Consider the following 20,046-nt stretch of genomic DNA (forward strand, 5'->3'; position numbering starts at 1 on the left):
CCGGTCGCACGAAGGGCCCGCAGGCACTGCCTGCGGGCCCTTCCTCGTGTGCGGCACCTGAGGCCACTAGAGCAGCTTGCGCGCGGCCCGCCTCAGGTCGTACTCGTGGATGATCGCTTTCGCATGTCCGTACGCGAGGTTGTGTTCGCCCCGGAGCCAGCTGACCTTCTCCTCGAAGTTGAAGAGGGACGGCCCTTCGTCGACGGTGCGGAGCCAGTCGGAGATGTCACGACCGGTGCACTCGGGGATTCGGGAGAGCAGATTTCGGTGGGTCTCTTCGGAGAAGACTTGGGACATCGGCGCCTCCGGACGCATTGCGCGTGTGCTCTTCACGCCACCGTGCCTGAGCGTGCGCGTATTGGCAACAGTCCCGGGAGGGCGCGTAGGGTCGCGGCGTGCTTGATACCACGGGACTGATCGCCACGGCGGACCGCTTCGCGGACCGTCTGCGGGCCGCGCCGCAGAGCCGGCTCCAGCGGGGTGCGGCGGCGGAGGCACTGGCTCTGGCCAGGGAACTCGCGAACAGGGCGCAACGGATCGAGGAGCCCGGGCGGGAGCCGAGGATCATGCCCGACGCGGGGGTGTTCGCGGTCGCGGACCAGCTGATGGTGGCCGCTCAGGATCTGGCCGAAGCGCTTCGGTCGGCACCGGACGCGTCAAGGGAAATGGACGAGGCGACCGCGCTGGTGCGGTCCGCCGCCGGCCGCTCGGGCCTGTAGCCCTCAGGCGGCGCCCCCGGACCCCGGGGGCGGGCACGCGTAGCGGCGGGCCTCAGTGGGAGGCGATCACACGGTCGGCGAGGATGTACACGCTCTCGTCGCCGCAGGAGAACGTCAGGGCGTACGCGCCCGACACACCGGAACCGCCCAGCAGCACCGGGGCGGTGCCCGCACGCAGCGCGTCGGCGAGGCGTTCCGCGGTCTCCCGGTGGCCCGGGGTCATGCACAGGGTCGTGCCGTCGGCGAAGACGTACACGTCCAGGGTGCCCAGCGGGCCGGGGCGGACGTCGGCCAGCTCGACGCCGGTCTCCGCCAGCTCCTCGAGCTTCGACACGGTGCGCTCATGGTCGGTGACGACAGGCGTCTGGACCGGCACGAAATCGGGGTGGGAAGGGTGCCGGCGCCGGGCGGCGGCCAGCTCGGGGGAGTCCTCGGCGAACTCGGTGACCTCGGGAAGGTCCGCCATCTCGTCGAACCCGTCGACGCCGTCCAGATCCAGCGACTCCAGATCCGTCGACTCGAGGCCCATCGACTCGAGACCCACGAAGTCGGCCTGGCGCGGTACGTAGAACGGCGGGAACTCGTCGCCGATGCCCGACAGACCACCGAGCGCGGAGCCGGACGCGGAGCCGGAACCCTCGCCGGAGTAGCGGGCGGAGGCGTCCGCCGCGTCACGAGCCTCCTGCGCCGCCCAGAAGGCCCGCGCCTCGGCCAGCTCACGCTCCCGCTCCTCGGCGAGCGCCTCTGCGACGGCCGCGCGTATCTCGGCGGCTTCGCTGGTGCGGGCCTGGGGTACGGAGGCGGTACGGGCGGGCCCGGACACCTCGGCGAGCTCGCTGCGAAGGGCGGCCACCTGCTTACGGAGCCCGTGGGCGGCGTGCAGGGCAGCGGCGCCCACGGCCGTGGCGGCGGCCGTGGTCAGCAGCAGGGCAAGAGACATGGCGCTCACTGACTTACTCCCGGTTTCAATCGGATCCCCCGACTTCTACATCAGCTTGCGATGAACCCGCGCACTCTGTCAGTGCATTACGTCACCAATTGGACAGGACTTTGGGCCCGGCGTTCACCGGTGGATCTGCCCTGACCTGCAAAAAGGGGTCTCCCCCAGGAGATAGGTCACATCCTGGGGGAGATTCAGTCACGAACTGAGATCCACGGCGGCCCCGCTCCTGGCCCGGACCGGGCCAGGCTCGGCTCAGCCGCTCGCATTTGTCGGTCGCGTTCGCTTCGCCACCGCTGCGGGCAGGTGCCGCCCTCGTTCCTCGGGCGACCCCTACCCTCCGCTCCGGCTCAGCTCAGCCGCTCGATGACCATCGCCATGCCCTGGCCGCCGCCCACGCACATCGTCTCGAGGCCGAACTGCTTGTCGTGGAACTGGAGGCTGTTGATCAGCGTGCCCGTGATCCGCGCGCCGGTCATGCCGAAGGGGTGGCCGACCGCGATCGCGCCGCCGTTGACGTTGACCTTGTCCAGGTCGAAGCCCAGGTCGCGGTACGAGGGGATGACCTGCGCGGCGAACGCCTCGTTGATCTCGACCAGGTCGATGTCCGAGGTGGTCAGGCCGGCGCGCTGCAGGGCCTGCTTGGACGCCTCGACCGGGCCGAGGCCCATGATCTCGGGGGACAGGCCGGAGACGCCGGTGGAGACGATCCGGGCGAGCGGCGTGAGGCCGAGCTCGCGGGCCTTGGTGTCGCTCATGATGACGAGCGCGGCGGCGCCGTCGTTGAGCGGGCAGCAGTTGGCCGCGGTGACCAGGCCGTCGGGGCGGAAGACGGGCTTGAGGCCCTGGACGCCCTCCAGCGTTACGCCGGCGCGGGGGCCGTCGTCCTTGCTGACGACCGTGCCGTCGGGGGTCGTCACCGGGGTGATCTCGCGCTCCCAGAAGCCGTTCTTGATGGCTTCCTCGGCGAGGTTCTGCGAGCGGACACCGAACTCGTCCATGTCCTGGCGGGTGATGCCCTTGAGGCGGGCCAGGTTCTCGGCGGTCTGCCCCATCGCGATGTACGCGTCCGGTACGAGGCCGTCCTCGCGCGGGTCGTGCCACGTGGAGCCCTCGGTCTCCGCGACGGCGGCCGTGCGGGCCTCGGCCTCGGCGAAGAACGGGTTGTGCGTGTCCGGCAGGCTGTCGGAGTTGCCCTTCACGAAGCGGGACACCATCTCGACACCCGCCGAGATGAAGACGTCGCCCTCGCCGGCCTTGATGGCGTGCAGCGCCATCCGGGAGGTCTGGAGCGAGGAGGAGCAGTAACGGGTGACGGTGCAGCCGGGGAGGTGGTCCATCCCCATCTGCACGGCCACGATGCGGCCCAGGTTGTTGCCCTGCTCGCCGCCGGGCAGGCCGCAGCCGAGCATCAGGTCGTCGATGTCGCGCGGGTCGAGCTCGGGCACCTTGGCGAGCGCGGCCTTGATGATCTCGGCGGTCAGGTCGTCCGGGCGGACGTCCTTGAGCGAGCCCTTGAAGGCCCGGCCGATCGGGGAACGGGCAGCAGAGACGATCACGGCTTCGGGCATCACGGCTCCATGAGGGGAAGACGGAAGGGCTGGTTGGGAAGTTACCCGTACGTACCGCGCGGGTCACTGTGCGGAAGGTGTGATGCGGGCCTCTTTTCTAAGCGGGCGCTTGCTTATGCCCCCTCCCGGCTTGCCCTTCCCCGCCCGGGACGGCTCTGAAACCGGCGCCCCGCCCGGATTCGGCCCCGCCGGACCGGCACGGCCGGCAGCGCGCGCGGCGGGCCGGGCCGTGCCGCCCTCGCCGAGCGGGTACGCCTGGACCCGCCGTACCGCGCTGACGGCGCGTACGGCGGTCCAGGCGCCCGTCCCTCAGGACGTGGGGCCCGCGTGGCCCCTCGCCGGCTCCGCGTGGGTGGTGGCGGGGGACACCGTCTCCGCGGCGGGAGGCAGGCGCCTGCGACGGCGGTGCTTGAGCAGGGCCCAGGGCGCGCGGGCGCCCGTGACCTCCGTGCCCGCCTCGGACGCGGCCGTCGCGGCCGCCCGGGCCACCGGCAGCATGTCCTCGTCCCGGTCGGCGTCCAGCACGTCGGTCTCCGGCCACAGGCCGAGCACCGCGCACAGCGTCGGCAGCATCGCCATGGCCGCCGTCGCGTAGCCCTCCGCCGACGGGTGGTAGCTGTCCACCCCGAACATCTCCCGCGGGTTCGCCGCGAACTCGGGGCCGAGCAGGTCGCCCAGCGAGACCGTCCGCCCGCCCTGCTCGACGACCACGATCGTCTGGGCGGCGGCCAGCTGACGGCTCACGCGGCGGGCCATCCAGCGCAGCGGCTGGTAGACCGGCTCGATCGTCCCGAGGTCGGGACACGTGCCGACGACGACCTCCGCGCCGGCCGTCCGCAGTCTGCGTACGGCAGCGGCCAGGTAGCGGACGGACTCCGTCGGCGGCATCCGGTGCGTGACGTCGTTCGCGCCGATCATGATCACGCAGACGTCCGGGGTCCGTGACCGGTCCGCGAGCAGCTGCGTCACCTGCCGCTCGAGGTCGTCGGACCGCGCCCCGGGCAGCGCGATGTTGCGGACCTCCACCGGCCGTTCCGCCACCGCCGCCAGTCCGGACGCCAGCAGCGCCCCGGGAGTCTGGCCCGCCCTGCGCACACCCTGGCCGGCCGCGGTCGAGTCGCCGATGACGCCGAGATGCAGCGGGTTCTCCCGGCCGAAGGCCAGCCCGTAGAGACCGTCGCCGCGCGGAGGGATGGGTGCCCGGCCCCCGCCGACCGTGCGTTTGGCCAGCTGGACCTCGGCCAGCACCAGGCCCACCGCCGCCGCCCCGAGCAGCCCGATGCTGCCCCCGCCGTATGCCGCGCCGGCCGCGATGCGCCGCGCCACCCTCGCTCTCGACACAGTCGTGCCACCTCCTCGCAACCCACCGGGGCCGCAGCCTCGTGTGCTGCGGCCCTCGCAGGCTTCGTCGCCGTACATGAGCTAACTGCCCCGTAGCGACCGTCGCCCAATCCCGCGGCCGCCCGCTTACGCTGGGCGAACCATCACGGAGACCCCGGAGAACATTGTGCGTATCCACAATTCGATGATCAGCCTTGTCGGCGACACCCCGCTGGTGAAGCTGAACAGCGTGACCGCAGGCATTTCGGCGACCGTCCTGGCCAAGGTCGAGTACTTCAACCCCGGCGGGTCGGTGAAGGACCGGATCGCGCTGCGGATGATCGAGGCGGCGGAGGAGAGCGGCGCGCTCGAGCCCGGCGGCACGATCGTCGAGCCGACGAGCGGCAACACCGGCGTCGGCCTTGCCATCGTGGCCCAGCAGAAGGGCTACAAGTGCATCTTCGTCTGCCCCGACAAGGTGTCCACGGACAAGATCAATGTGCTGCGCGCCTACGGTGCCGAGGTCGTCGTGTGCCCCACGGCCGTCGACCCCGAGCACCCGGACTCGTACTACAACGTCTCCGACCGGCTGGTGCGCGAGACGCCGGGAGCCTGGAAGCCCGACCAGTACTCCAACCCGAACAACCCGCGTTCGCACTACGAGACCACCGGTCCCGAGCTGTGGGACCAGACGGACGGGCGGATCACCCACTTCGTCGCGGGCGTCGGCACGGGCGGCACGATCTCCGGCACCGGGCGGTACCTGAAGGAGGTCAGTGACGGCAAGGTCAAGATCGTCGGCGCGGACCCCGAGGGTTCCGTCTACTCCGGCGGCTCCGGCCGTCCGTATCTCGTCGAGGGCGTCGGCGAGGACTTCTGGCCCTCCGCGTACGACCGGACCGTGACCGACGAGATCGTCGCCGTGTCCGACAAGGACTCCTTCCAGATGACGCGCCGGCTCGCCAAGGAGGAGGGCCTGCTGGTGGGCGGCTCCTGCGGCATGGCGGTCGTCGCCGCGCTGCGCGTCGCCGAGCGGCTCGGCCCCGACGACATCGTCGTCGTCCTGCTGCCGGACAGCGGCCGCGGCTACCTGAGCAAGATCTTCAACGACGAGTGGATGGCCGACTACGGCTTCCTGGAGGGCGAGGGCGTCGCGAACGTCGGCGACGTGCTGCGCGACAAGGAGCACGGCGGCATCCCCAGCCTGGTGCACATGCACCCGGAGGAGACCGTCGGCCAGGCCATCGAGGTGCTGCGCGAGTACGGCGTCTCCCAGATGCCGATCGTCAAGCCCGGCGCCGGCCACCCGGACGTGATGGCGGCGGAGGTCATCGGTTCCGTCGTCGAACGCGAGCTGCTGGACGCCCTGTTCACCCAGCGCGCGTCGCTCGGCGACCCGCTGGAGAAGCACATGTCCGCCCCGCTGCCGCAGGTCGGCTCCGGCGAACCGGTCGGCGACCTGATGTCGGTGCTCGGGACGGCGGACGCGGCGATCGTGCTGGTCGAGGGCAAGCCCACGGGCGTGGTGAGCCGTCAGGACCTGCTGGCGTTCCTCGCCAAGGGCGCCAAGTAGCCCGTCGCGGAAGCCCTTTGCGGGCTTCTGTCGCGCAATCGGTACGAGCGCGTCACGTCCGCGCAGCACCCGCTTAACACGCGTACGGCACATTGGTGGATGTCGGCAGGGAGACCGGGCAGGTGCCCCGGCCGGCACCACTGGCGGCGTCAGCGGACTTCCGGAGCGGCTCCCGGACTCCAGGACGCCCCGGACACGGAGAACCGGTCCTGACCCGGCCCGTGTCCCTCGCGGGGACCGCCGTCGTCCCGCCCCCCGGCCTCCGGGCAGGGGGTGCGGCGGTCCCCGCGCACAGCCTCCGCCCCTGCCGGCGGGCCGGCCACCGGCCCGTCGGCACGGGTGCCGTCGCGGTGACGGCCGCTCAGTCCTCCCAGTCGGAACCGGTCCTTCCCGCCTTGCGCTGCTGCCACGGCCACGCGTGGGCGGCGTGGGCCACGTTCACTCCGACGATGCCGAGCCAGGTGACGACCAGACCGGGCAGGTCGGCGTTGGCGACGCCGATCGCGGAGAGCGGGATGGCGAGGACCATCGTGATGATGCCGAAGCCGAAACGCTCCCCGAAATTGCCGGCGGAGCGCTGCCGGCCGGGGCTGCGGGCGGCGGTCGTCCGCTCCTCGGCCAGCTGCCGCCTGACACGGCGCTCGACCGTGGTGTCGAGCCGCTCCTCGACCTTCTCCAGGAAGGATTCGACGAGCGCGGAGTCGTACTCCTCGCCCAGGTCGCGCCGGGCGTGGAGGGTGGCGTCGAGCTCCTTCTTGAGCTCAGGGTCGCGGGCTTCCATGGGACCGAAGCTACGGCCGGGCGGACCGCCGGGTCATTGGGGCTAGCCCCCCTCTTCACCCCGGGGACAACGGGAAGCGGCCGTCCCGCTGTGACAGCATGTGCGGGCCGACTGCCGTAGGGCCGGGGCCGGTTCACAGGGGGAGACGACCATGAGCACAGAGAGCACCGCACCGACCGCCGGGTACGTCCTCGGCGGCCTGCACCACGTCCAGCTGGCCGTCCCACCGGGCACGGAGGACCTCTGCCGCCGCTTCTGGGGTGACGTGCTGGGCATGACCGAGCTCGAGAAGCCCCCCGTGCTGGCCGCCCGCGGCGGCTGCTGGTTCCGCGGCGGCGGCCTCGAGGTCCACCTCGGCGTCGAGCAGGACTTCGCACCCGCCCGCAAGGCGCACCCCGGCATCCTCGTCCGTTCGCTGCGCGCCCTCGCCGAGCGGCTGGAGGAGTGCGGACACGAGGTGACGTGGGACGGCGAATTCCCCGGCCACGACCGTTTCTACGCCTACGACAACGTCGGCAACCGGCTGGAGTTCATGGAGCCGCGGCCCGCGTCCTGAACCGCCCCGTGCGCCTCACCTTGCCCGGGCTGCATATCGTCATGCAGAGTTCATGGTGAGTGAATAGGACGACCGACGAGCGGGCCGGACGAGGGGGATGGCATGAGCGACAGCCCTGCCGCACGACTGCAGCAGCTGTTCGAGGGGCACCGGCTCACCCCCACCCAGCGTCGCATCGCGCACTGCATGGTCCGCCGCGCCGCGGACGTGCCGTTCCTGTCCAGCGTGGAGCTCGCGGAGCTGGCCGGCGTCAGCCAGCCGTCCGTGACCCGCTTCGCCGTCGCGCTCGGTTTCGACGGCTATCCCGCGCTGAGAAGGCATCTGCGTGAGGTCGTCCCGCCGGAGACACCCGACGGCGGCGACGCGTACAACGAGTACCAGCAGGCGGTGCAGGCCGAGATCGAGAATCTGCGGCACCTGGCCGCCATGCTCGCGGAGCCGGCGCCCGTGGAGCGGGCCGGCCGGCTGCTGGCCGCGTCACGGCCGCTGCCGGTACTGGGCCTGCGCGCCGCGTCGTCGCAGGCCAGGGGCTTCGCCTACTTCGCGGCCAAGGTGCACCCGGACGTACGGCTCCTCGACGAGGGCGGTTCGATGCTCCTCGACCGGATCGACGCGGCGCGGCGCGCGGGCGCGAGCGCCCTGCTGTGCTTCGCCCTGCCGCGCCACCCCAAGGAGGTCGTGGAGGCCCTGGCGTACGCCCGCTCCGCGGGTCTGACGGTGGTGACGGTCGCCGACTCGGCGTTCGCCCCGGTCGCGGCCCACAGCGATCTGCTGATCCCGGCCGCCGTCGGCACCGGACTGGCCTTCGACACCGCGTGCGCGCCGATGCTGCTCGGGAGGGTCCTGCTGGAAGCCATGTGCGACGGTCTGCCGGACGCGCAGGCGCGCCTGGAGGACTTCGACGTGCAGGCGGCGGAGCGCGGTCTGTTCGCGGAGTGAGCGGGCACCCGACGAGCGAGCGGGACCTGACCGCTTTCCGGCGGTGCGGGACCACTTTCTGACGCTGTTTCTCAGACGACACTCATGTACGGCCGCTAACCTCCGCGCCCACGGATCGGATCTGCCGGAGGGAGCACGGACGTGGGGCGCGGGACGCAGTCGCTGGCGCGGGTGGCGGTGGTCGTGAGAGCCGGGGCGGCGCCCCTGTGGTGGCTGGGGGTCGTGGCCGCCGGCACCGGGCTGCTGCTGCCCGGACTCACCGGCCGCCGCATCGGGGTCCTGGCGGGGGCCGCGCTGTTCCTGGTCACCGCCGCCGTGGTCGCGCTCGTACGCCGCCGCCGGTACACGCACTTCGCGGACTGCGCGACCCGCGCCGGACGGCACGACGTCCTCCAGGACCGCCGCGTGACGCTGCGCGTGGTGCGGCGGTCGCGGCGCTGGTGGCTGCTGCTCGCCTTCCTGGCCGCCGTGGCGAGCTCCCTCGTACTGCCGGCCGCGGGCGGTGCGGTGCTCGCCGGTGCGGGGGCCGGCCTGTGGCTCAAGGCCGTGTGGCTGGGCCGGCGCGAGCAGGCGGCGGAGACGCTGCTGTGGCTGCGTACGGACCGGCTGGCCGAGGGGCCGGTCGGCAAGCGGGCCAAGGGCTTCCGTACGACGGGCATCGCCGCCGGCGACGCCGCGCCCGGAGGGGCGCGGCGCCGGCGCTGAGGGACGGCTCAGACGTCCAGTTCGGCCTCGATCTTCTTCAGCTGGTGGCGGGCCATCGCAAGGTTCGCGCGCTCCTTGTCCAGCGCCAGGTAGAGGAACAGGCCGGTGGAGCCGCGGCCCTTCATCAGGCGGATCAGGTGGTACTGCGTGCCGAGGGTGATGAGGATGTCCTCGATCTCGTCCTTGAGGCCCAGGTGCTCCATCGTGCGGACCTTGGAACGGACCACGTCCGTGTTCCCTGCGGCGGCGACGGTGAGGTCGAGGTCCTTGCCGCCGCCGACGGTGCCCAGCGCCATGCCGCTGGTGTAGTCGACGAGTGCGGCGCCGAGGGCGCCCTCGATGGTGATGGCTTCCTTCAGCGCTGTTTCGGTGTTGGCCATGGCAGGCGCACTTTCCTTCCGTCGGTTGGTTGTTCTCGCGGTGGTGCGGGTGGATCGGGTGGTGCGAGGGGCTCGTGCGGGTGCTGGTTCTCCGGGGGTGGCGGCCATGTGTCAGGCGTTCTCCGCTCGTTCGAGGGCGGCGTCCACCAGCGCCCCGATACGGGCGCCGGCACGACGGGCCTCGAGATGGAGCCGGCCCACGTTGATGCGTGGCTCGGCAAGGACGGTGAGCACGGCCGACGAGCCGGCCGCGTAGGTGGCGACGTAGCCCGCCTCGCCCCGGACGAGCAGCTCCTTGAAGCCGCCCTGCCCGGTGGCCTCGGTCAGCCGCAGCGCGACTCCGAGCGCGGCGGCGGTGAGCGCGGCGACGCTCTCCGCCTCCTCCGTGTCCGCCGCCAGCACCAGGCCGTCGACGCTCGCGGCGAGCCCGCCGGTCAGCTGCGGCACACGGGCCCGCAGCCTCTTGAGTTCACCGAGCACCTCGGTCTCGGCCGTCATGAGCTGTCTCCTCTCGGCGCGCAGCCTCAGGGCGCGCCTCATGACGGGGTGCGCAGGGCCCGGTGGGTCGTGCGGTGTGTCACAGGCTTGCCTCCAGAGCGTCGCGGAGCCGGCGTAGCAGGGCGATGTCCGGGTCGTCGGCGAAATCGGCGACCCAGGCGGGCAGCGGGGCCGGATCGGGTGCGGCAGGGTCCGCCGGTGTCTCGACGAGCCCCGCGGCGGCCATCCGCCGTACTTCGAGCAGGGTGTTGAAGGCGGGCCGCCCGACCGCCCGGGCGATCGCGGACGGGGTGCGCACACCGTCCGCGAGCTCCAGCAGCGCCCGCTGCCGGGGGGTGGCGCTCGCGCCGTGGCCGGGCGGGCGGCACCGCACGGGCGCGGCGTCCACCTCGGAGTGCGGCCACACGGAGTCGAGGAGCCCGCGCCGCCGGCGTGCCTCCCGGGCGACCACCACGGCGGGCACGGGACGCACGGCGCCCATCCAGTGGGCGACGCCGTAGCGGAACCGGGTCGGCCCGCTGCCGGGGGCCAGGGCGAAGAACGCCGCGTCGTGGAGGGCGCCCAGGTGGCAGATCTCCATCTCGCCGCCGGTGACCTGTCCGCTGTCGACGAGGAAGCGCGCCACCTCGCGGCGGGCGCCCGCCCTGGCCACGGCCTCCTGCCAGCCCTCGGGGGCCAGTCGGCCGCCGGCGGTCAGCAGCACCTCGATGCCGGGCGCGGCCGGGCTCTCCGCGTGGACGACCTGCCCCTCGGCGAGGTAGAGCGCGCCGTGGTCACGGACGAGGACGCCGGTGGCCCGCTCCTCCGCCAGCCTGAGGAGCATGGGGGAGACGGCCGTGGGCGCTGCGGTCATCCGAGGACCAGCCGCTCTGCGAGGTCCGCGAGGCGCAGCCGGGCGAGCGCCAGATTCCCGGTCTCCCGGTCGAGCCAGAGATGCAGGAACACACTGCTGTCGAAGGTGGTCTCCACGAACCGCACCACGTGGTAGCCGGTGCGTGTGGTGACGATGAGGTCCTCGACGGGTAAGCCCTTGGCGCCGTCCGGCGCCGCTTCCTCGTCGGGCGCGAAGGTCGGGTATTCGGCGGCCATCCTGGCCAGTTCCGCCGTCTCCGCCGCGGTCGCCTCGTGGTCACCGCCGGGGGTCTCTCCGACGCTGCCGAGGGCGAGCCCGCTGGTCCAGTCCACGATCGCGGCCCCCCGGGCCCCGGGCACCACCATGGCCTGCAGCAGACACTCGTCGATTCCGGGCACGCGGACTCCCCTCCCCGCCTCGGTGTGCCGCGCACGAACGCGGCAGTGACGGAGAGGTTACGCAACGTGCCACCTGCTGGGGTGACTTCTGGCATTTTCCAGCGGAACATGCGCGTGCCCGATAAAGTCCGCTCCCTCCCTGTCCGTGCCCGCCCGCGCAGCGCGGGCAGCTCCATGACGGCACCGCGGACAGCCGCAGGGCAGCGCAGGGCGGTCCCGTGCAGGGTGGTGACCGCGGGGCGGGTGGGCGCGGTGCGCCGCCCCGTCAGCGGCCGCGGTGCTCCACCGCGGCGGCGACGTCGTCGAGGTCCCTCGCGATCGCCCGGCGGACGGCCCTGGCGCCGAGCTTGCCGAAGACCTTGGCGAGCAGTCCCGTGAAGCCGCCGGACGGCTCGGCGCGGAACGTCAGCCGGACGGTCGTCGCCTCAGGGCCCGCGGTGAGCAGGCTGAACTCGGAGACGTAGTGAGTGCCTTGGGAATCGGCCTCCACCACATAGCGCTCGGGCGGCTCGCAGGCCGTCACGCGCATCTCCTCGGTGGCCTCCTTGCCCAGCATCCGCCGGGTCTCCCGCCAACGGGTGCCGACGCCGAAGTCGCCCTCGGTCAGCACCTCGATCCGCTCCACGCCGCTGAGCGTGCGCTCCCAGCCCCGGATGTCGGTCAGGGCCTGCCACACCGGACCGGGCGGCGCGAGGATCAGACGCTCGACGACGACGCTGCTGGTAGCCATGGGTCCATGGAACCACCGGGGTCCGACAGCCGCCCCCGCTGCACGGCGGCCCTCAGCCGAGCAGCGCGTCACGCTCCGCCCCGCCGGCCTCCGCGACGATGGACCCGATGCTCTGGGCCTGCCGCACGGTGGCGAATTGCACCTCGCCGTCCGCTCCGGTGGTGAAGCCGTGCACGGCGGTCCTGGGCAGGCTGTTGTAGCCGTAGTGGCTGGAGAAGTAGTAGGCGCCCGTGTCCAGTGCGGCGACGACGTCGCCCGGTTCCAGCAGCGGCAGGGCCCGCTTCTCGGCGAGCAGGTCACCGGCGAAGCACGCCGGCCCCGCGATGTCCTGCTCGACGGCGGGCCCCGCCTTGGGCAGCCCCTTCGCGTCGTACGCGGCGATCCGCAGCGGCCAGGACAGCGGGTCGTAGACGGTGCGGGTGGCGACCTGGACGCCCGCGTGGGTGACGGCGATCGGCCGCGAACCGGCGGACTTGGCGTACTCGACCCGGGCGAGGACGGTGCCGTGCTTGGCGAGCAGGGAGCGGCCGAACTCGGTGACCAGGCCGTAGCGGCCGTCGAGCAGCCCGGGCACGCGCTCCTGCAGCAGCGCCGTGTACTCGGCGAAGGCGGGGGTGTGTTCCTCGGACGCGAAGTTGACCGGGAGGCCGCCGCCGATGTCGATGGTGTCGATCTGCCGCCGGCCGGCCGCCGCGTTGATCTCCTCGGCGAGCTCGTACACGGCGAGGACGCCCTCCGTCATCCGGGTCAGGGCCATCCCCTGGGAGCCGGAGTGGGTGTGCAGCCGGGTCAGCCAGGGCCGCTCGAGGCAGGCGCGGACGACCCGGTCCCGTGCGCCCTCGTCGCGCAGGGTCACACCGAACTTCGACGTCGGTGTCGCCGTCGACAGGGCGCCGATGGAACCGCCGCCGACCTGCGCGTTCACCCGCAGGCCCAGCGGCGAGGCGGTGGGCCCGGCGGCGACGAGGTCGTCGATGCGGGCGAGTTCCTGCCAGTTGTCGGCGTTGACGGCGATGCCCAGGTCGAGGGCCTCCCTCAGCTCCGCGACGGTCTTGGCCGGGGAGTCGAGCACGATCGAGCCGGCCGGCAGTCCGGCGGCCCGCGCCAGCGCCAGCTCGCCCGGGCTCGCGACCTCCGCGCCGATGCCCTCGGCGTGCAGCAGCGCGAGGACCGGCACCAGCGGGGCGGCCTTGACGGCGAAGGCGTGCAGCACCGGCGCGTCGGTGACGGCGGCGAAAGCGGCCCGCAGCGCCGCCACCGACGAGCGGATACCCGCCACGTCGATCAGGGCGGTCACCGGCTGGTCCTCGGTGAGAAGTCCCTGCTCCACGGCCGCTCGTACGGCCCGGTCCCGGCGGTCGACAGTCATGTGCGCCAGCCAATCACCCGGCGGTTCGCGCCGCAGCTGTTGACTACATCTATTCAGGAAGTAAGTATGTGAATAGAAAATCCACACATCTTCGCGAGGAGGCAACGCCATGTCAGGACCCCGCCCCGTACGGGCACCGCGCGGCAGCGAACTGAGCGCCCTGGGATGGCAGCAGGAAGCCGCGCTGCGGATGCTGCAGAACAACCTCGACCCCGAGGTCGCCGAGCACCCCGACAAGCTCGTCGTCTACGGCGGCACGGGGAAGGCCGCGCGTGACTGGCGTTCCTTCGACGCGATGGTCCGCACGCTGCGGACCCTGAAGCAGGACGAGACGATGCTTGTCCAGTCCGGCCGCCCGGTCGGCGTCATGCAGACCCACGAGTGGGCGCCGCGGGTCCTCATCGCCAACTCCAACCTGGTCGGCGACTGGGCGAACTGGGAGGAATTCCGGCGCCTGGAGCAGCTGGGCCTGACCATGTACGGCCAGATGACCGCCGGCTCCTGGATCTACATCGGCACCCAGGGCATCCTCCAGGGCACCTACGAGACGTTCGCCGCCGTCGCTGCCAAGAAGTTCGGCGGCACGCTCGCCGGCACGATCACCCTCACCGCCGGCCTCGGCGGCATGGGCGGTGCCCAGCCGCTCGCCGTCACCATGAACGACGGCGTCGCGATCTGCATCGACTGCGACCCGCGCGCGATCGAGCGGCGCATCGAGCACCGCTACCTGGACGTGCGGGCCGACTCCCTGGAGCACGCCCTCCAGCTCGCCGTCGAGGCCCGGGATGCCCGTCGCCCGCTCTCCATCGGCCTCCTCGGCAACGCCGCCGACCTGCTGCCGCGGATGCTCGCGGAGGGCGCGCCGATCGACATCGTCACCGACCAGACCTCCGCCCACGACCCGCTGTCCTACCTGCCCGTCGGCGTCGACTTCGACGACATGGCCTCGTACGCGGCGAAGGACCCGGCCGGCTTCACGACCCGTGCCCGCGAGTCGATGGCCACGCACGTCGAGGCCATGGTCGGCTTCATGGACGCGGGCGCCGAGGTCTTCGACTACGGCAACTCGATCAGGGGCGAGGCCCGGCTCGCCGGCTACGACCGGGCGTTCGCCTTCCCCGGCTTCGTGCCCGCGTACATCCGGCCGCTGTTCTGCGAGGGCAAGGGACCGTTCCGCTGGGCGGCGCTCTCGGGCGAGGCGTCCGACATCGCCAAGACCGACAAGGCGATCCTCGACCTCTTCCCGGAGAACGAGTCGCTGCACCGCTGGATCAGGATGGCGGGGGAGCGGGTCCACTTCCAGGGCCTGCCCGCGCGCATCTGCTGGCTCGGCTACGGCGAGCGCGACCGTGCGGGCGAGCGCTTCAACGACATGGTCGCGAGCGGCGAGCTGGCCGCCCCGCTGGCGATCGGCCGGGACCACCTCGACTGCGGTTCCGTCGCCTCCCCGTACCGCGAGACCGAGGCGATGCTCGACGGTTCCGACGCGATCGCGGACTGGCCGCTGCTGAACGCGATGGTGAACGTCGCGTCGGGCGCGTCGTGGGTCTCCCTCCACCACGGCGGCGGGGTCGGCATGGGCCGTTCCATCCACGCCGGCCAGGTGTCGGTGGCGGACGGCACGAAGCTGGCGGGCGAGAAGATCCGCCGCGTGCTCACCAACGACCCGGGCATGGGCGTGATCCGCCACGTGGACGCGGGCTACGAGAGCGCCGAGTCGGTCGCCGACGCCAAGGGCGTCCGCGTGCCGATGCGGGAGGACTCGTGACGAGCGAGGACCGCCCCGGCCCGGCCGGTCCCGCCTCCGGGACCGGGACCGGCTCCACGGCGGCGTCGTTCCACGAGATGTGGCGCGACCTGCGCCCCGTCGGCCGCGACGCGTCCACCGGCGGCTACCGCAGGTACGCCTGGACCGGCGCCGACGCCGACTGCCGGTCGTGGTTCAGGGCGCAGGCCGAGGCACGCGGCCTCGCCTACGAGACCGACCGCAACGGCAACCAGTGGGCCTGGCTCGGCGACCCCGCCCGGGGCGACGCCGTCGTCACCGGCTCCCACCTCGACTCCGTACCGGACGGCGGAGCCTTCGACGGCCCCCTCGGCGTCGTGTCCTCCTTCGCCGCGCTCGACGAACTCCGCCGCAGGGGAGCAAAGTTCTCGCGGCCTCTCGCCGTCACCAACTTCGGTGACGAGGAGGGCGCCCGGTTCGGGCTCGCCTGTGTCGGGTCCCGGCTGAGCGCCGGGCAGCTGACGCGGGAGAAGGCGTACGAACTCCGTGACGCGGACGGCATCAGCCTTCCGCAGGCCATGGAGGCGGCCGGGTACGACCCCGCCGCCATCGGCCCCGACCCTGAACGCCTCGCCCGGATCGGCGCGTTCGTGGAACTGCACGTCGAGCAGGGCCGGGCCCTGGACCTGTCCGGGGACGCCGTCGGTATCGCGTCCGCCATCTGGCCGCACGGCCGCTGGCGGTTCGACTTCGCCGGTGAGGCCAACCACGCCGGCACCACCCGGCTCGCCGACCGGCGCGACCCGATGCTGACGTACGCGCAGACCGTCCTCGCCGCACGCCGCGAGGCGGAACTCGCGGGCGCGGTGGCGACGTTCGGCAAGATCTCCGTCGAGCCCAACGGCGTCAACGCCATCCCGTCCCTGGTGCGCGGCTGGCTGGACTCCCGGGCGCCCGACCAGGCCACCCTCGACACGGTCGTCGCCGCCGTCGAGCGGGCGGCGCGGGAGCGCGCCGAGCGGGACGGCGTGGACCTCTCGGTCGTCCAGGAGTCGTTCACGCCGGTGATCGAGTTCGAGCACGCCCTGCGCGACGAACTGAACAAGATCCTCGGGGGAGCCGTCCCCGTGCTCGGAACAGGCGCGGGACACGACGCGGGAATCCTCTCCACGTCCGTCCCGACCGCCATGCTGTTCGTACGCAACCCCACCGGTGTCTCGCACTCCCCGGCCGAATCGGCGGCCGAGGACGACTGCGTGGCCGGGGTTCTCGCACTCGCCGACGTACTGGAGGGCCTGGCGTGCAGGTGACCACGTACTGGCTGGAACACGCCTGGCTCGGCACCCACGCCGAGCCGGGCGTGGCCCTCGACGTGACGGACGGCCGCATCACCGCCGTACGCCAGGGGCTCGGGAGCCCGCCGCCGGGCGCGGAGGTGCTGCGCGGCTTCACGGTTCCCGGCCTCGCGAACGCCCACTCGCACGCCTTCCACCGCGCGCTGCGCGGCACGGTGCAGGTCGGCTCCGGGACCTTCTGGACCTGGCGGGAGGTGATGTACGACGTGTCCGCGCGGCTCACCCCCGACTCGTACTTCGCACTGGCCCGCGCGGTCTACGCCGAGATGGCGCTGGCCGGCATCACCGCGGTCGGTGAGTTCCACTATCTGCACCACGCGCCGGGCGGTGTCCCCTACGCCGATCCGAACGCGATGGGTGAGGCGCTGATCGCGGCGGCCGGCGAGGCCGGCATCCGGATCACCCTGCTCGACACCGCCTACCTGTCCGCCGGTTTCGGGGAGCCGCCCACCAGCCACCAGCTGCGCTTCTCCGACGGCTCGGCGGACGCGTGGGCCGAGCGGACCGACGCGCTGAAGGACGGCGGACACGTACGCATCGGTGCCGCGATCCACTCCGTGCGGGCCGTGCCCGCCGAGCAGCTGCCGACGGTGGCGTCCTGGGCCGCCGCACGCAACGCGCCCCTGCACGTCCACCTCTCCGAGCAGACGGCGGAGAACGACGCCTGCCGCGCCGCGCACGGGCGCACCCCGGCGCAGCTGCTGGCCGACCACGGTGTGCTCGGCGCACGCACCACCGGCGTCCACAACACCCACCTCACGGACGACGACATCGCGTTGCTCGGCGGCACGACGACGGGCACCTGCATGTGCCCGACGACGGAACGCGACCTCGCCGACGGCATCGGCCCCGCCCCCGCCCTCCAGGCGGCCGGCTCGCCCCTGTCCCTGGGCAGCGACAGCCACGCCGTGATCGACCTGCTCGAAGAGGCACGCGCCATGGAGCTCAACGAGCGCCTGCGCTCGCGCACCCGGGGCCACTGGACGGCGGCGGCGCTGCTGCGGGCCGCCACCGCCGACGGTCACGCCGCACTGGGCTGGCACGAAGCGGGCCGCCTCGAGCCGGGCGCGCTCGCGGACTTCACGACCCTCGCGCTGGACACCGTCAGGACAGCGGGGCCGCCACCGCGTCTGGCAGCTGAGACAGCGGTATTCGCCGGGTCGGCCGCGGATGTGCGCCATACGGTCGTGGGTGGCCGCCATGTCGTACGGGACGGGGTCCATGCCGCCGTCCCCGACGCGGCACGAGCTCTGACGGACGCGATCGCCGCACTGCACGGCTGAAGGAGACACCCCGCATCATGAACAGCGGCCACGAGACGACGAACAACGCCCCGGCGACGCCCGCCCCCGCGACGACGAACAGCGCCGTCGCGGCGACGGCCACCGTCATCACCAACATCGCCAGCCTGGTCACCAACGACCCCTCCCTCGGTGACGGATCCCCCCTCGGACTGATCCGGGACGCGGCCGTCGTCATCGACGGCGACCGCATCGCCTGGATCGGTGAGAAGAGCAAAGCACCCGCCACTGACAACCGGCTCGACGCCGGCGGCCGGGCGGTCGTCCCCGGGTTCGTCGACTCGCACTCGCACCTCGTCTTCGCCGGTGACCGCACAGCCGAGTTCAACGCCCGGATGTCCGGGCAGGCGTACGCCGCGGGCGGCATCCGGACGACCGTCGCCGCGACCCGCGCCGCGAGCGACGCCCAGCTGGACGCCAACGTCGCCCGCTATCTCGCGGAGGCCCTCAGGCAGGGGACCACCGTCATGGAGACCAAGTCCGGTTACGGGCTCACCGTCGAGGACGAGGCGCGGGCCCTGCGGATCGCCGCAGCGCACACCGACGAGGTCACCTACCTCGGGGCGCACATCGTGTCCCCGGACTACGCCGACGACCCGGCGGCCTACGTCGCCCTGGTGACCGGCGAGATGCTCGACGCCTGCGCGCCGTACGCCCGTTGGGTGGACGTCTTCTGCGAGAAGGGCGCGTTCGACGGTGACCAGGCGCGGGCGATCCTCACCGCGGGCAAGGCTCGGGGCCTCACCCCACGCGTACACGCCAACCAGCTCACCTACGGTCCCGGCGTGCAGCTCGCCGTGGAGCTCGAGGCCGCGTCCGCCGACCACTGCACCCACCTCACCGACGCTGACATGGACGCGCTCGCCAACAGCGCCACGGTCGCGACGCTGCTGCCCGGCGCCGAGTTCTCGACCCGTGCCGAATGGCCCGACGCCCGCCGGCTCGTCGACGCGGGTGTGACGGTCGCGCTGTCGACGGACTGCAACCCGGGCTCGTCGTTCACGTCGTCCATGGCGTTCTGCGTCGCGCTCGCCGTACGCGACATGGGGATGACTCCCGACGAGGCTCTCTGGTCGGCCACGGCGGGCGGCGCGGCGGCCCTGCGCCGCACGGACGTCGGCCGCCTCGGCGTCGGCGCCCGCGCCGATCTCCTGCTGCTGGACGCGCCCAGCCATGTGCATCTGGCGTACCGTCCGGGCGTTCCGCTGGTGAGCGAGGTGTGGCGGGCCGGCCGTCGCGCGGCGTAGGCCCACGCACAGCAGGACCGGCCGCGCACGGCCGAGGCCGCCGCCCGGCAGCTGCGGCTGCCGCCGCACGACGGCCGGCGCGGCATGACGGCCGGCGCGGCACGACGGCTGCCGCCGCACGACGGCCGGTGCCACCGGGGCCGGGCGGCTCGGCCGTCCCGTCCCGTCCCGGCCCGTCCCGTCCCGGGCGGCTCAGGGCGTCCCGGGAAGCAGGTGCCGCCAGCTGCCCGGGTGCGCCACCAGGTAGTCGTGCAGTCCCTGTGCCGGGTGGCCCGTCAGACGTGGCACCGCGTCGGAGACGGTGGCCATCTCGCCCTTCGCGATCGCCTCGTACGAGCTGACCCAGCCCGTCACCTCCCAGTCCTCCGCGCCGTACCCGGCCCTCGAGGCGTACGCCTCTTCGCGGGACTCCAGGTGGTAGCGGACGGCCCGGCCGGTGACCTCGCTCAGCGTCTCCGCGGCCTCGGCGAGGGTGAAGGCGCCGGGACCGGTGAGGTCGTACACGACCCTGTCGTGCGTGCGGGTCCCGTCCAGCAGTACGGCCGCCGCCGCGTCGGCGATGTCGTCGTGGGCGACGGCGGCCACCCGGCCCTGGCCGCCCGGACCGCGCAGCACCCCGTCCTTGCCGGTCATCGAAGGGAACGCGGCCAGATAGAAGTTGTCCCGCAGGAAGGTGTGGCGCACGCCGCAGGAGCGGATGTACTGCTCGGTGTGCCAGTGGTCGCGGGCGAAGGTGAACGTCGCGTCCGGCGCCGCGCCGACGAACGACACGTACACGATCCGCTCGATACCGGCGGCGACCGCGGCGTCCACCGCCGTGCAGTGCTCCTTCACCCGGCCCGCCGCCTCGTGCGCGGAGACCATGAACAGGGTCTGCGCCCCGTCGAGGGCCCGCCGCATCGCCTCACCGTCGCCGTAGGAGGCGGGGCGGGCCACGGTCGCGCCCGGCAGTTCGGGCAGCCGGGTGGGATCGCGGCCGATCAGCCGCGTCGCGGCGTCCGCACCGGAGAGCCGGCGCGCCACCCGGCCCCCGACGCGGCCGCTCGCTCCGGTGACTGCGATGACTGGGAGCATGACGCTGTCCT

General features: G+C 72.8%; 21 protein-coding genes. 9 read left to right on the top strand and 12 right to left on the bottom strand.

The annotated features are described in order from the left end of the window. Positions 1 to 66: 66 nt before the first annotated feature. Positions 67 to 297, bottom strand: coding sequence for a DUF4287 domain-containing protein (locus SPRI_RS22090; RefSeq protein ID WP_005316705.1), 231 nt, complete (start codon positions 295 to 297; stop codon positions 67 to 69). 98 nt (positions 298 to 395) lie between these two features. Here SPRI_RS22090 and SPRI_RS22095 point away from each other — a divergent pair, with 98 nt between their 5' ends. Further along, positions 396 to 719 (top strand): hypothetical protein, encoded by a 324-nt coding sequence (locus SPRI_RS22095; protein ID WP_005316708.1) that lies wholly within the window; start codon positions 396 to 398, stop codon positions 717 to 719. Between the two features lie 52 nt (positions 720 to 771). Here SPRI_RS22095 and SPRI_RS22100 read toward each other — a convergent pair whose 3' ends face one another. The 3 genes from SPRI_RS22100 to SPRI_RS22110 form a co-directional block, all read right to left on the bottom strand. Further along, positions 772 to 1,659, bottom strand: coding sequence for a hypothetical protein (locus tag SPRI_RS22100; RefSeq protein WP_182327952.1), 888 nt, complete (start codon positions 1,657 to 1,659; stop codon positions 772 to 774). Positions 1,660 to 2,009: 350 nt separating this feature from the next. Then, a complete protein-coding gene (locus SPRI_RS22105; protein WP_005316711.1) occupies positions 2,010 to 3,230 on the bottom strand; it encodes an acetyl-CoA C-acetyltransferase in 1,221 nt (406 codons plus the stop codon). Positions 3,231 to 3,539: 309 nt separating this feature from the next. Further along, the gene (locus tag SPRI_RS22110) at positions 3,540 to 4,556 is read right to left on the bottom strand and encodes an SGNH/GDSL hydrolase family protein (RefSeq protein WP_053557210.1); all 1,017 of its coding nucleotides are present in this window, start codon (positions 4,554 to 4,556) and stop codon (positions 3,540 to 3,542) included. Between the two features lie 181 nt (positions 4,557 to 4,737). Here SPRI_RS22110 and SPRI_RS22115 point away from each other — a divergent pair, with 181 nt between their 5' ends. Continuing rightward, complete coding sequence (locus SPRI_RS22115; protein ID WP_053557211.1) at positions 4,738 to 6,123, top strand: cystathionine beta-synthase; 1,386 nt, start codon at positions 4,738 to 4,740, stop codon at positions 6,121 to 6,123. Between the two features lie 361 nt (positions 6,124 to 6,484). Here SPRI_RS22115 and SPRI_RS22120 read toward each other — a convergent pair whose 3' ends face one another. Continuing rightward, a complete protein-coding gene (locus tag SPRI_RS22120; protein WP_005316718.1) occupies positions 6,485 to 6,904 on the bottom strand; it encodes a hypothetical protein in 420 nt (139 codons plus the stop codon). A gap of 151 nt (positions 6,905 to 7,055) precedes the next feature. On the opposite strand from SPRI_RS22120, the gene SPRI_RS22125 reads away from it, so the two are divergent. The 3 genes from SPRI_RS22125 to SPRI_RS22135 all read left to right on the top strand — a co-directional run bounded on the left by SPRI_RS22125 (position 7,056) and on the right by SPRI_RS22135 (position 9,104). Beyond that, entirely contained in the window at positions 7,056 to 7,460 is a 405-nt protein-coding gene (locus SPRI_RS22125) for a VOC family protein (RefSeq protein ID WP_005316720.1), read from the top strand. A 102-nt stretch (positions 7,461 to 7,562) separates the two neighbouring features. Then, positions 7,563 to 8,399: a MurR/RpiR family transcriptional regulator gene (locus SPRI_RS22130; RefSeq protein ID WP_053557212.1), complete on the top strand. Its 837-nt coding sequence runs from the start codon at positions 7,563 to 7,565 to the stop codon at positions 8,397 to 8,399. 141 nt (positions 8,400 to 8,540) lie between these two features. Further along, on the top strand, positions 8,541 to 9,104 hold the full coding sequence (locus tag SPRI_RS22135; RefSeq protein WP_053557213.1) for a hypothetical protein: 564 nt from the start codon (positions 8,541 to 8,543) through the stop codon (positions 9,102 to 9,104). A gap of 8 nt (positions 9,105 to 9,112) precedes the next feature. Here SPRI_RS22135 and SPRI_RS22140 read toward each other — a convergent pair whose 3' ends face one another. The 6 genes from SPRI_RS22140 to SPRI_RS22165 all read right to left on the bottom strand — a co-directional run bounded on the left by SPRI_RS22140 (position 9,113) and on the right by SPRI_RS22165 (position 13,332). Next, positions 9,113 to 9,484, bottom strand: a complete 372-nt coding sequence (locus SPRI_RS22140; protein WP_005316725.1) for a hypothetical protein — start codon at positions 9,482 to 9,484, stop codon at positions 9,113 to 9,115. A 111-nt stretch (positions 9,485 to 9,595) separates the two neighbouring features. Further along, entirely contained in the window at positions 9,596 to 10,024 is a 429-nt protein-coding gene (locus SPRI_RS22145) for a roadblock/LC7 domain-containing protein (RefSeq protein ID WP_005316727.1), read from the bottom strand. Positions 10,025 to 10,061: 37 nt separating this feature from the next. Continuing rightward, positions 10,062 to 10,835 carry a hypothetical protein gene (locus SPRI_RS22150; protein WP_053557214.1) on the bottom strand — a complete coding sequence of 258 codons (774 nt, stop codon included), beginning with the start codon at positions 10,833 to 10,835 and terminating at the stop codon, positions 10,062 to 10,064. Then, positions 10,832 to 11,233: a hypothetical protein gene (locus SPRI_RS22155; protein ID WP_005316731.1), complete on the bottom strand. Its 402-nt coding sequence runs from the start codon at positions 11,231 to 11,233 to the stop codon at positions 10,832 to 10,834. Before SPRI_RS22155 ends, SPRI_RS22150 begins: the two co-directional genes overlap by 4 nt. 265 nt (positions 11,234 to 11,498) lie before the next feature. After that, positions 11,499 to 11,963, bottom strand: coding sequence for an SRPBCC family protein (locus tag SPRI_RS22160; RefSeq protein ID WP_005316733.1), 465 nt, complete (start codon positions 11,961 to 11,963; stop codon positions 11,499 to 11,501). Between the two features lie 52 nt (positions 11,964 to 12,015). Further along, complete coding sequence (locus SPRI_RS22165; RefSeq protein ID WP_053557215.1) at positions 12,016 to 13,332, bottom strand: type III PLP-dependent enzyme domain-containing protein; 1,317 nt, start codon at positions 13,330 to 13,332, stop codon at positions 12,016 to 12,018. Positions 13,333 to 13,441: 109 nt separating this feature from the next. Between SPRI_RS22165 and hutU the strand changes: the two genes are divergently transcribed. The 4 genes from hutU (at position 13,442) to hutI (ending at position 18,961) form a co-directional block, all read left to right on the top strand. Continuing rightward, entirely contained in the window at positions 13,442 to 15,100 is a 1,659-nt protein-coding gene (gene hutU, locus SPRI_RS22170; protein ID WP_005316740.1) for a urocanate hydratase, read from the top strand. A gap of 77 nt (positions 15,101 to 15,177) precedes the next feature. Beyond that, on the top strand, positions 15,178 to 16,368 hold the full coding sequence (locus SPRI_RS22175) for an allantoate amidohydrolase (RefSeq protein ID WP_037776707.1): 1,191 nt from the start codon (positions 15,178 to 15,180) through the stop codon (positions 16,366 to 16,368). Continuing rightward, positions 16,359 to 17,696 carry a formimidoylglutamate deiminase gene (locus tag SPRI_RS22180; protein WP_005316746.1) on the top strand — a complete coding sequence of 446 codons (1,338 nt, stop codon included), beginning with the start codon at positions 16,359 to 16,361 and terminating at the stop codon, positions 17,694 to 17,696. The genes SPRI_RS22175 and SPRI_RS22180 overlap by 10 nt, the downstream gene beginning before the upstream one ends. 17 nt (positions 17,697 to 17,713) lie before the next feature. Then, complete coding sequence (gene hutI / locus SPRI_RS22185; protein WP_053557216.1) at positions 17,714 to 18,961, top strand: imidazolonepropionase; 1,248 nt, start codon at positions 17,714 to 17,716, stop codon at positions 18,959 to 18,961. 192 nt (positions 18,962 to 19,153) lie between these two features. Here hutI and SPRI_RS22190 read toward each other — a convergent pair whose 3' ends face one another. Then, the gene (locus SPRI_RS22190; protein ID WP_053557217.1) at positions 19,154 to 20,035 is read right to left on the bottom strand and encodes an NmrA family NAD(P)-binding protein; all 882 of its coding nucleotides are present in this window, start codon (positions 20,033 to 20,035) and stop codon (positions 19,154 to 19,156) included. Between the last annotated feature and the right edge of the window lie 11 nt (positions 20,036 to 20,046).

The sequence above is a fragment of the Streptomyces pristinaespiralis genome (assembly GCF_001278075.1).
GTDB lineage: Bacteria > Actinomycetota > Actinomycetes > Streptomycetales > Streptomycetaceae > Streptomyces > Streptomyces pristinaespiralis.

Excerpts from the sequence above, each read along its gene's own strand:
- SPRI_RS22090 (WP_005316705.1), bottom strand. The coding sequence starts at position 297 with ATGTCCCAAGTCTTCTCCGAAGAGACCCACCGAAATCTGCTCTCCCGA.
- SPRI_RS22100 (WP_182327952.1), bottom strand. The coding sequence starts at position 1,659 with ATGTCTCTTGCCCTGCTGCTGACCACGGCCGCCGCCACGGCCGTGGGC.
- SPRI_RS22105 (WP_005316711.1), bottom strand. The coding sequence starts at position 3,230 with ATGCCCGAAGCCGTGATCGTCTCTGCTGCCCGTTCCCCGATCGGCCGG.
- SPRI_RS22120 (WP_005316718.1), bottom strand. The coding sequence starts at position 6,904 with ATGGAAGCCCGCGACCCTGAGCTCAAGAAGGAGCTCGACGCCACCCTC.
- SPRI_RS22125 (WP_005316720.1), top strand. The coding sequence starts at position 7,056 with ATGAGCACAGAGAGCACCGCACCGACCGCCGGGTACGTCCTCGGCGGC.
- SPRI_RS22130 (WP_053557212.1), top strand. The coding sequence starts at position 7,563 with ATGAGCGACAGCCCTGCCGCACGACTGCAGCAGCTGTTCGAGGGGCAC.
- SPRI_RS22140 (WP_005316725.1), bottom strand. The coding sequence starts at position 9,484 with ATGGCCAACACCGAAACAGCGCTGAAGGAAGCCATCACCATCGAGGGC.
- SPRI_RS22145 (WP_005316727.1), bottom strand. The coding sequence starts at position 10,024 with ATGAGGCGCGCCCTGAGGCTGCGCGCCGAGAGGAGACAGCTCATGACG.
- SPRI_RS22150 (WP_053557214.1), bottom strand. The coding sequence starts at position 10,835 with ATGACCGCAGCGCCCACGGCCGTCTCCCCCATGCTCCTCAGGCTGGCG.
- SPRI_RS22160 (WP_005316733.1), bottom strand. The coding sequence starts at position 11,963 with ATGGCTACCAGCAGCGTCGTCGTCGAGCGTCTGATCCTCGCGCCGCCC.
- SPRI_RS22165 (WP_053557215.1), bottom strand. The coding sequence starts at position 13,332 with ATGACTGTCGACCGCCGGGACCGGGCCGTACGAGCGGCCGTGGAGCAG.
- hutU (WP_005316740.1), top strand. The coding sequence starts at position 13,442 with ATGTCAGGACCCCGCCCCGTACGGGCACCGCGCGGCAGCGAACTGAGC.
- SPRI_RS22175 (WP_037776707.1), top strand. The coding sequence starts at position 15,178 with ATGTGGCGCGACCTGCGCCCCGTCGGCCGCGACGCGTCCACCGGCGGC.
- hutI (WP_053557216.1), top strand. The coding sequence starts at position 17,714 with ATGAACAGCGGCCACGAGACGACGAACAACGCCCCGGCGACGCCCGCC.
- SPRI_RS22190 (WP_053557217.1), bottom strand. The coding sequence starts at position 20,035 with ATGCTCCCAGTCATCGCAGTCACCGGAGCGAGCGGCCGCGTCGGGGGC.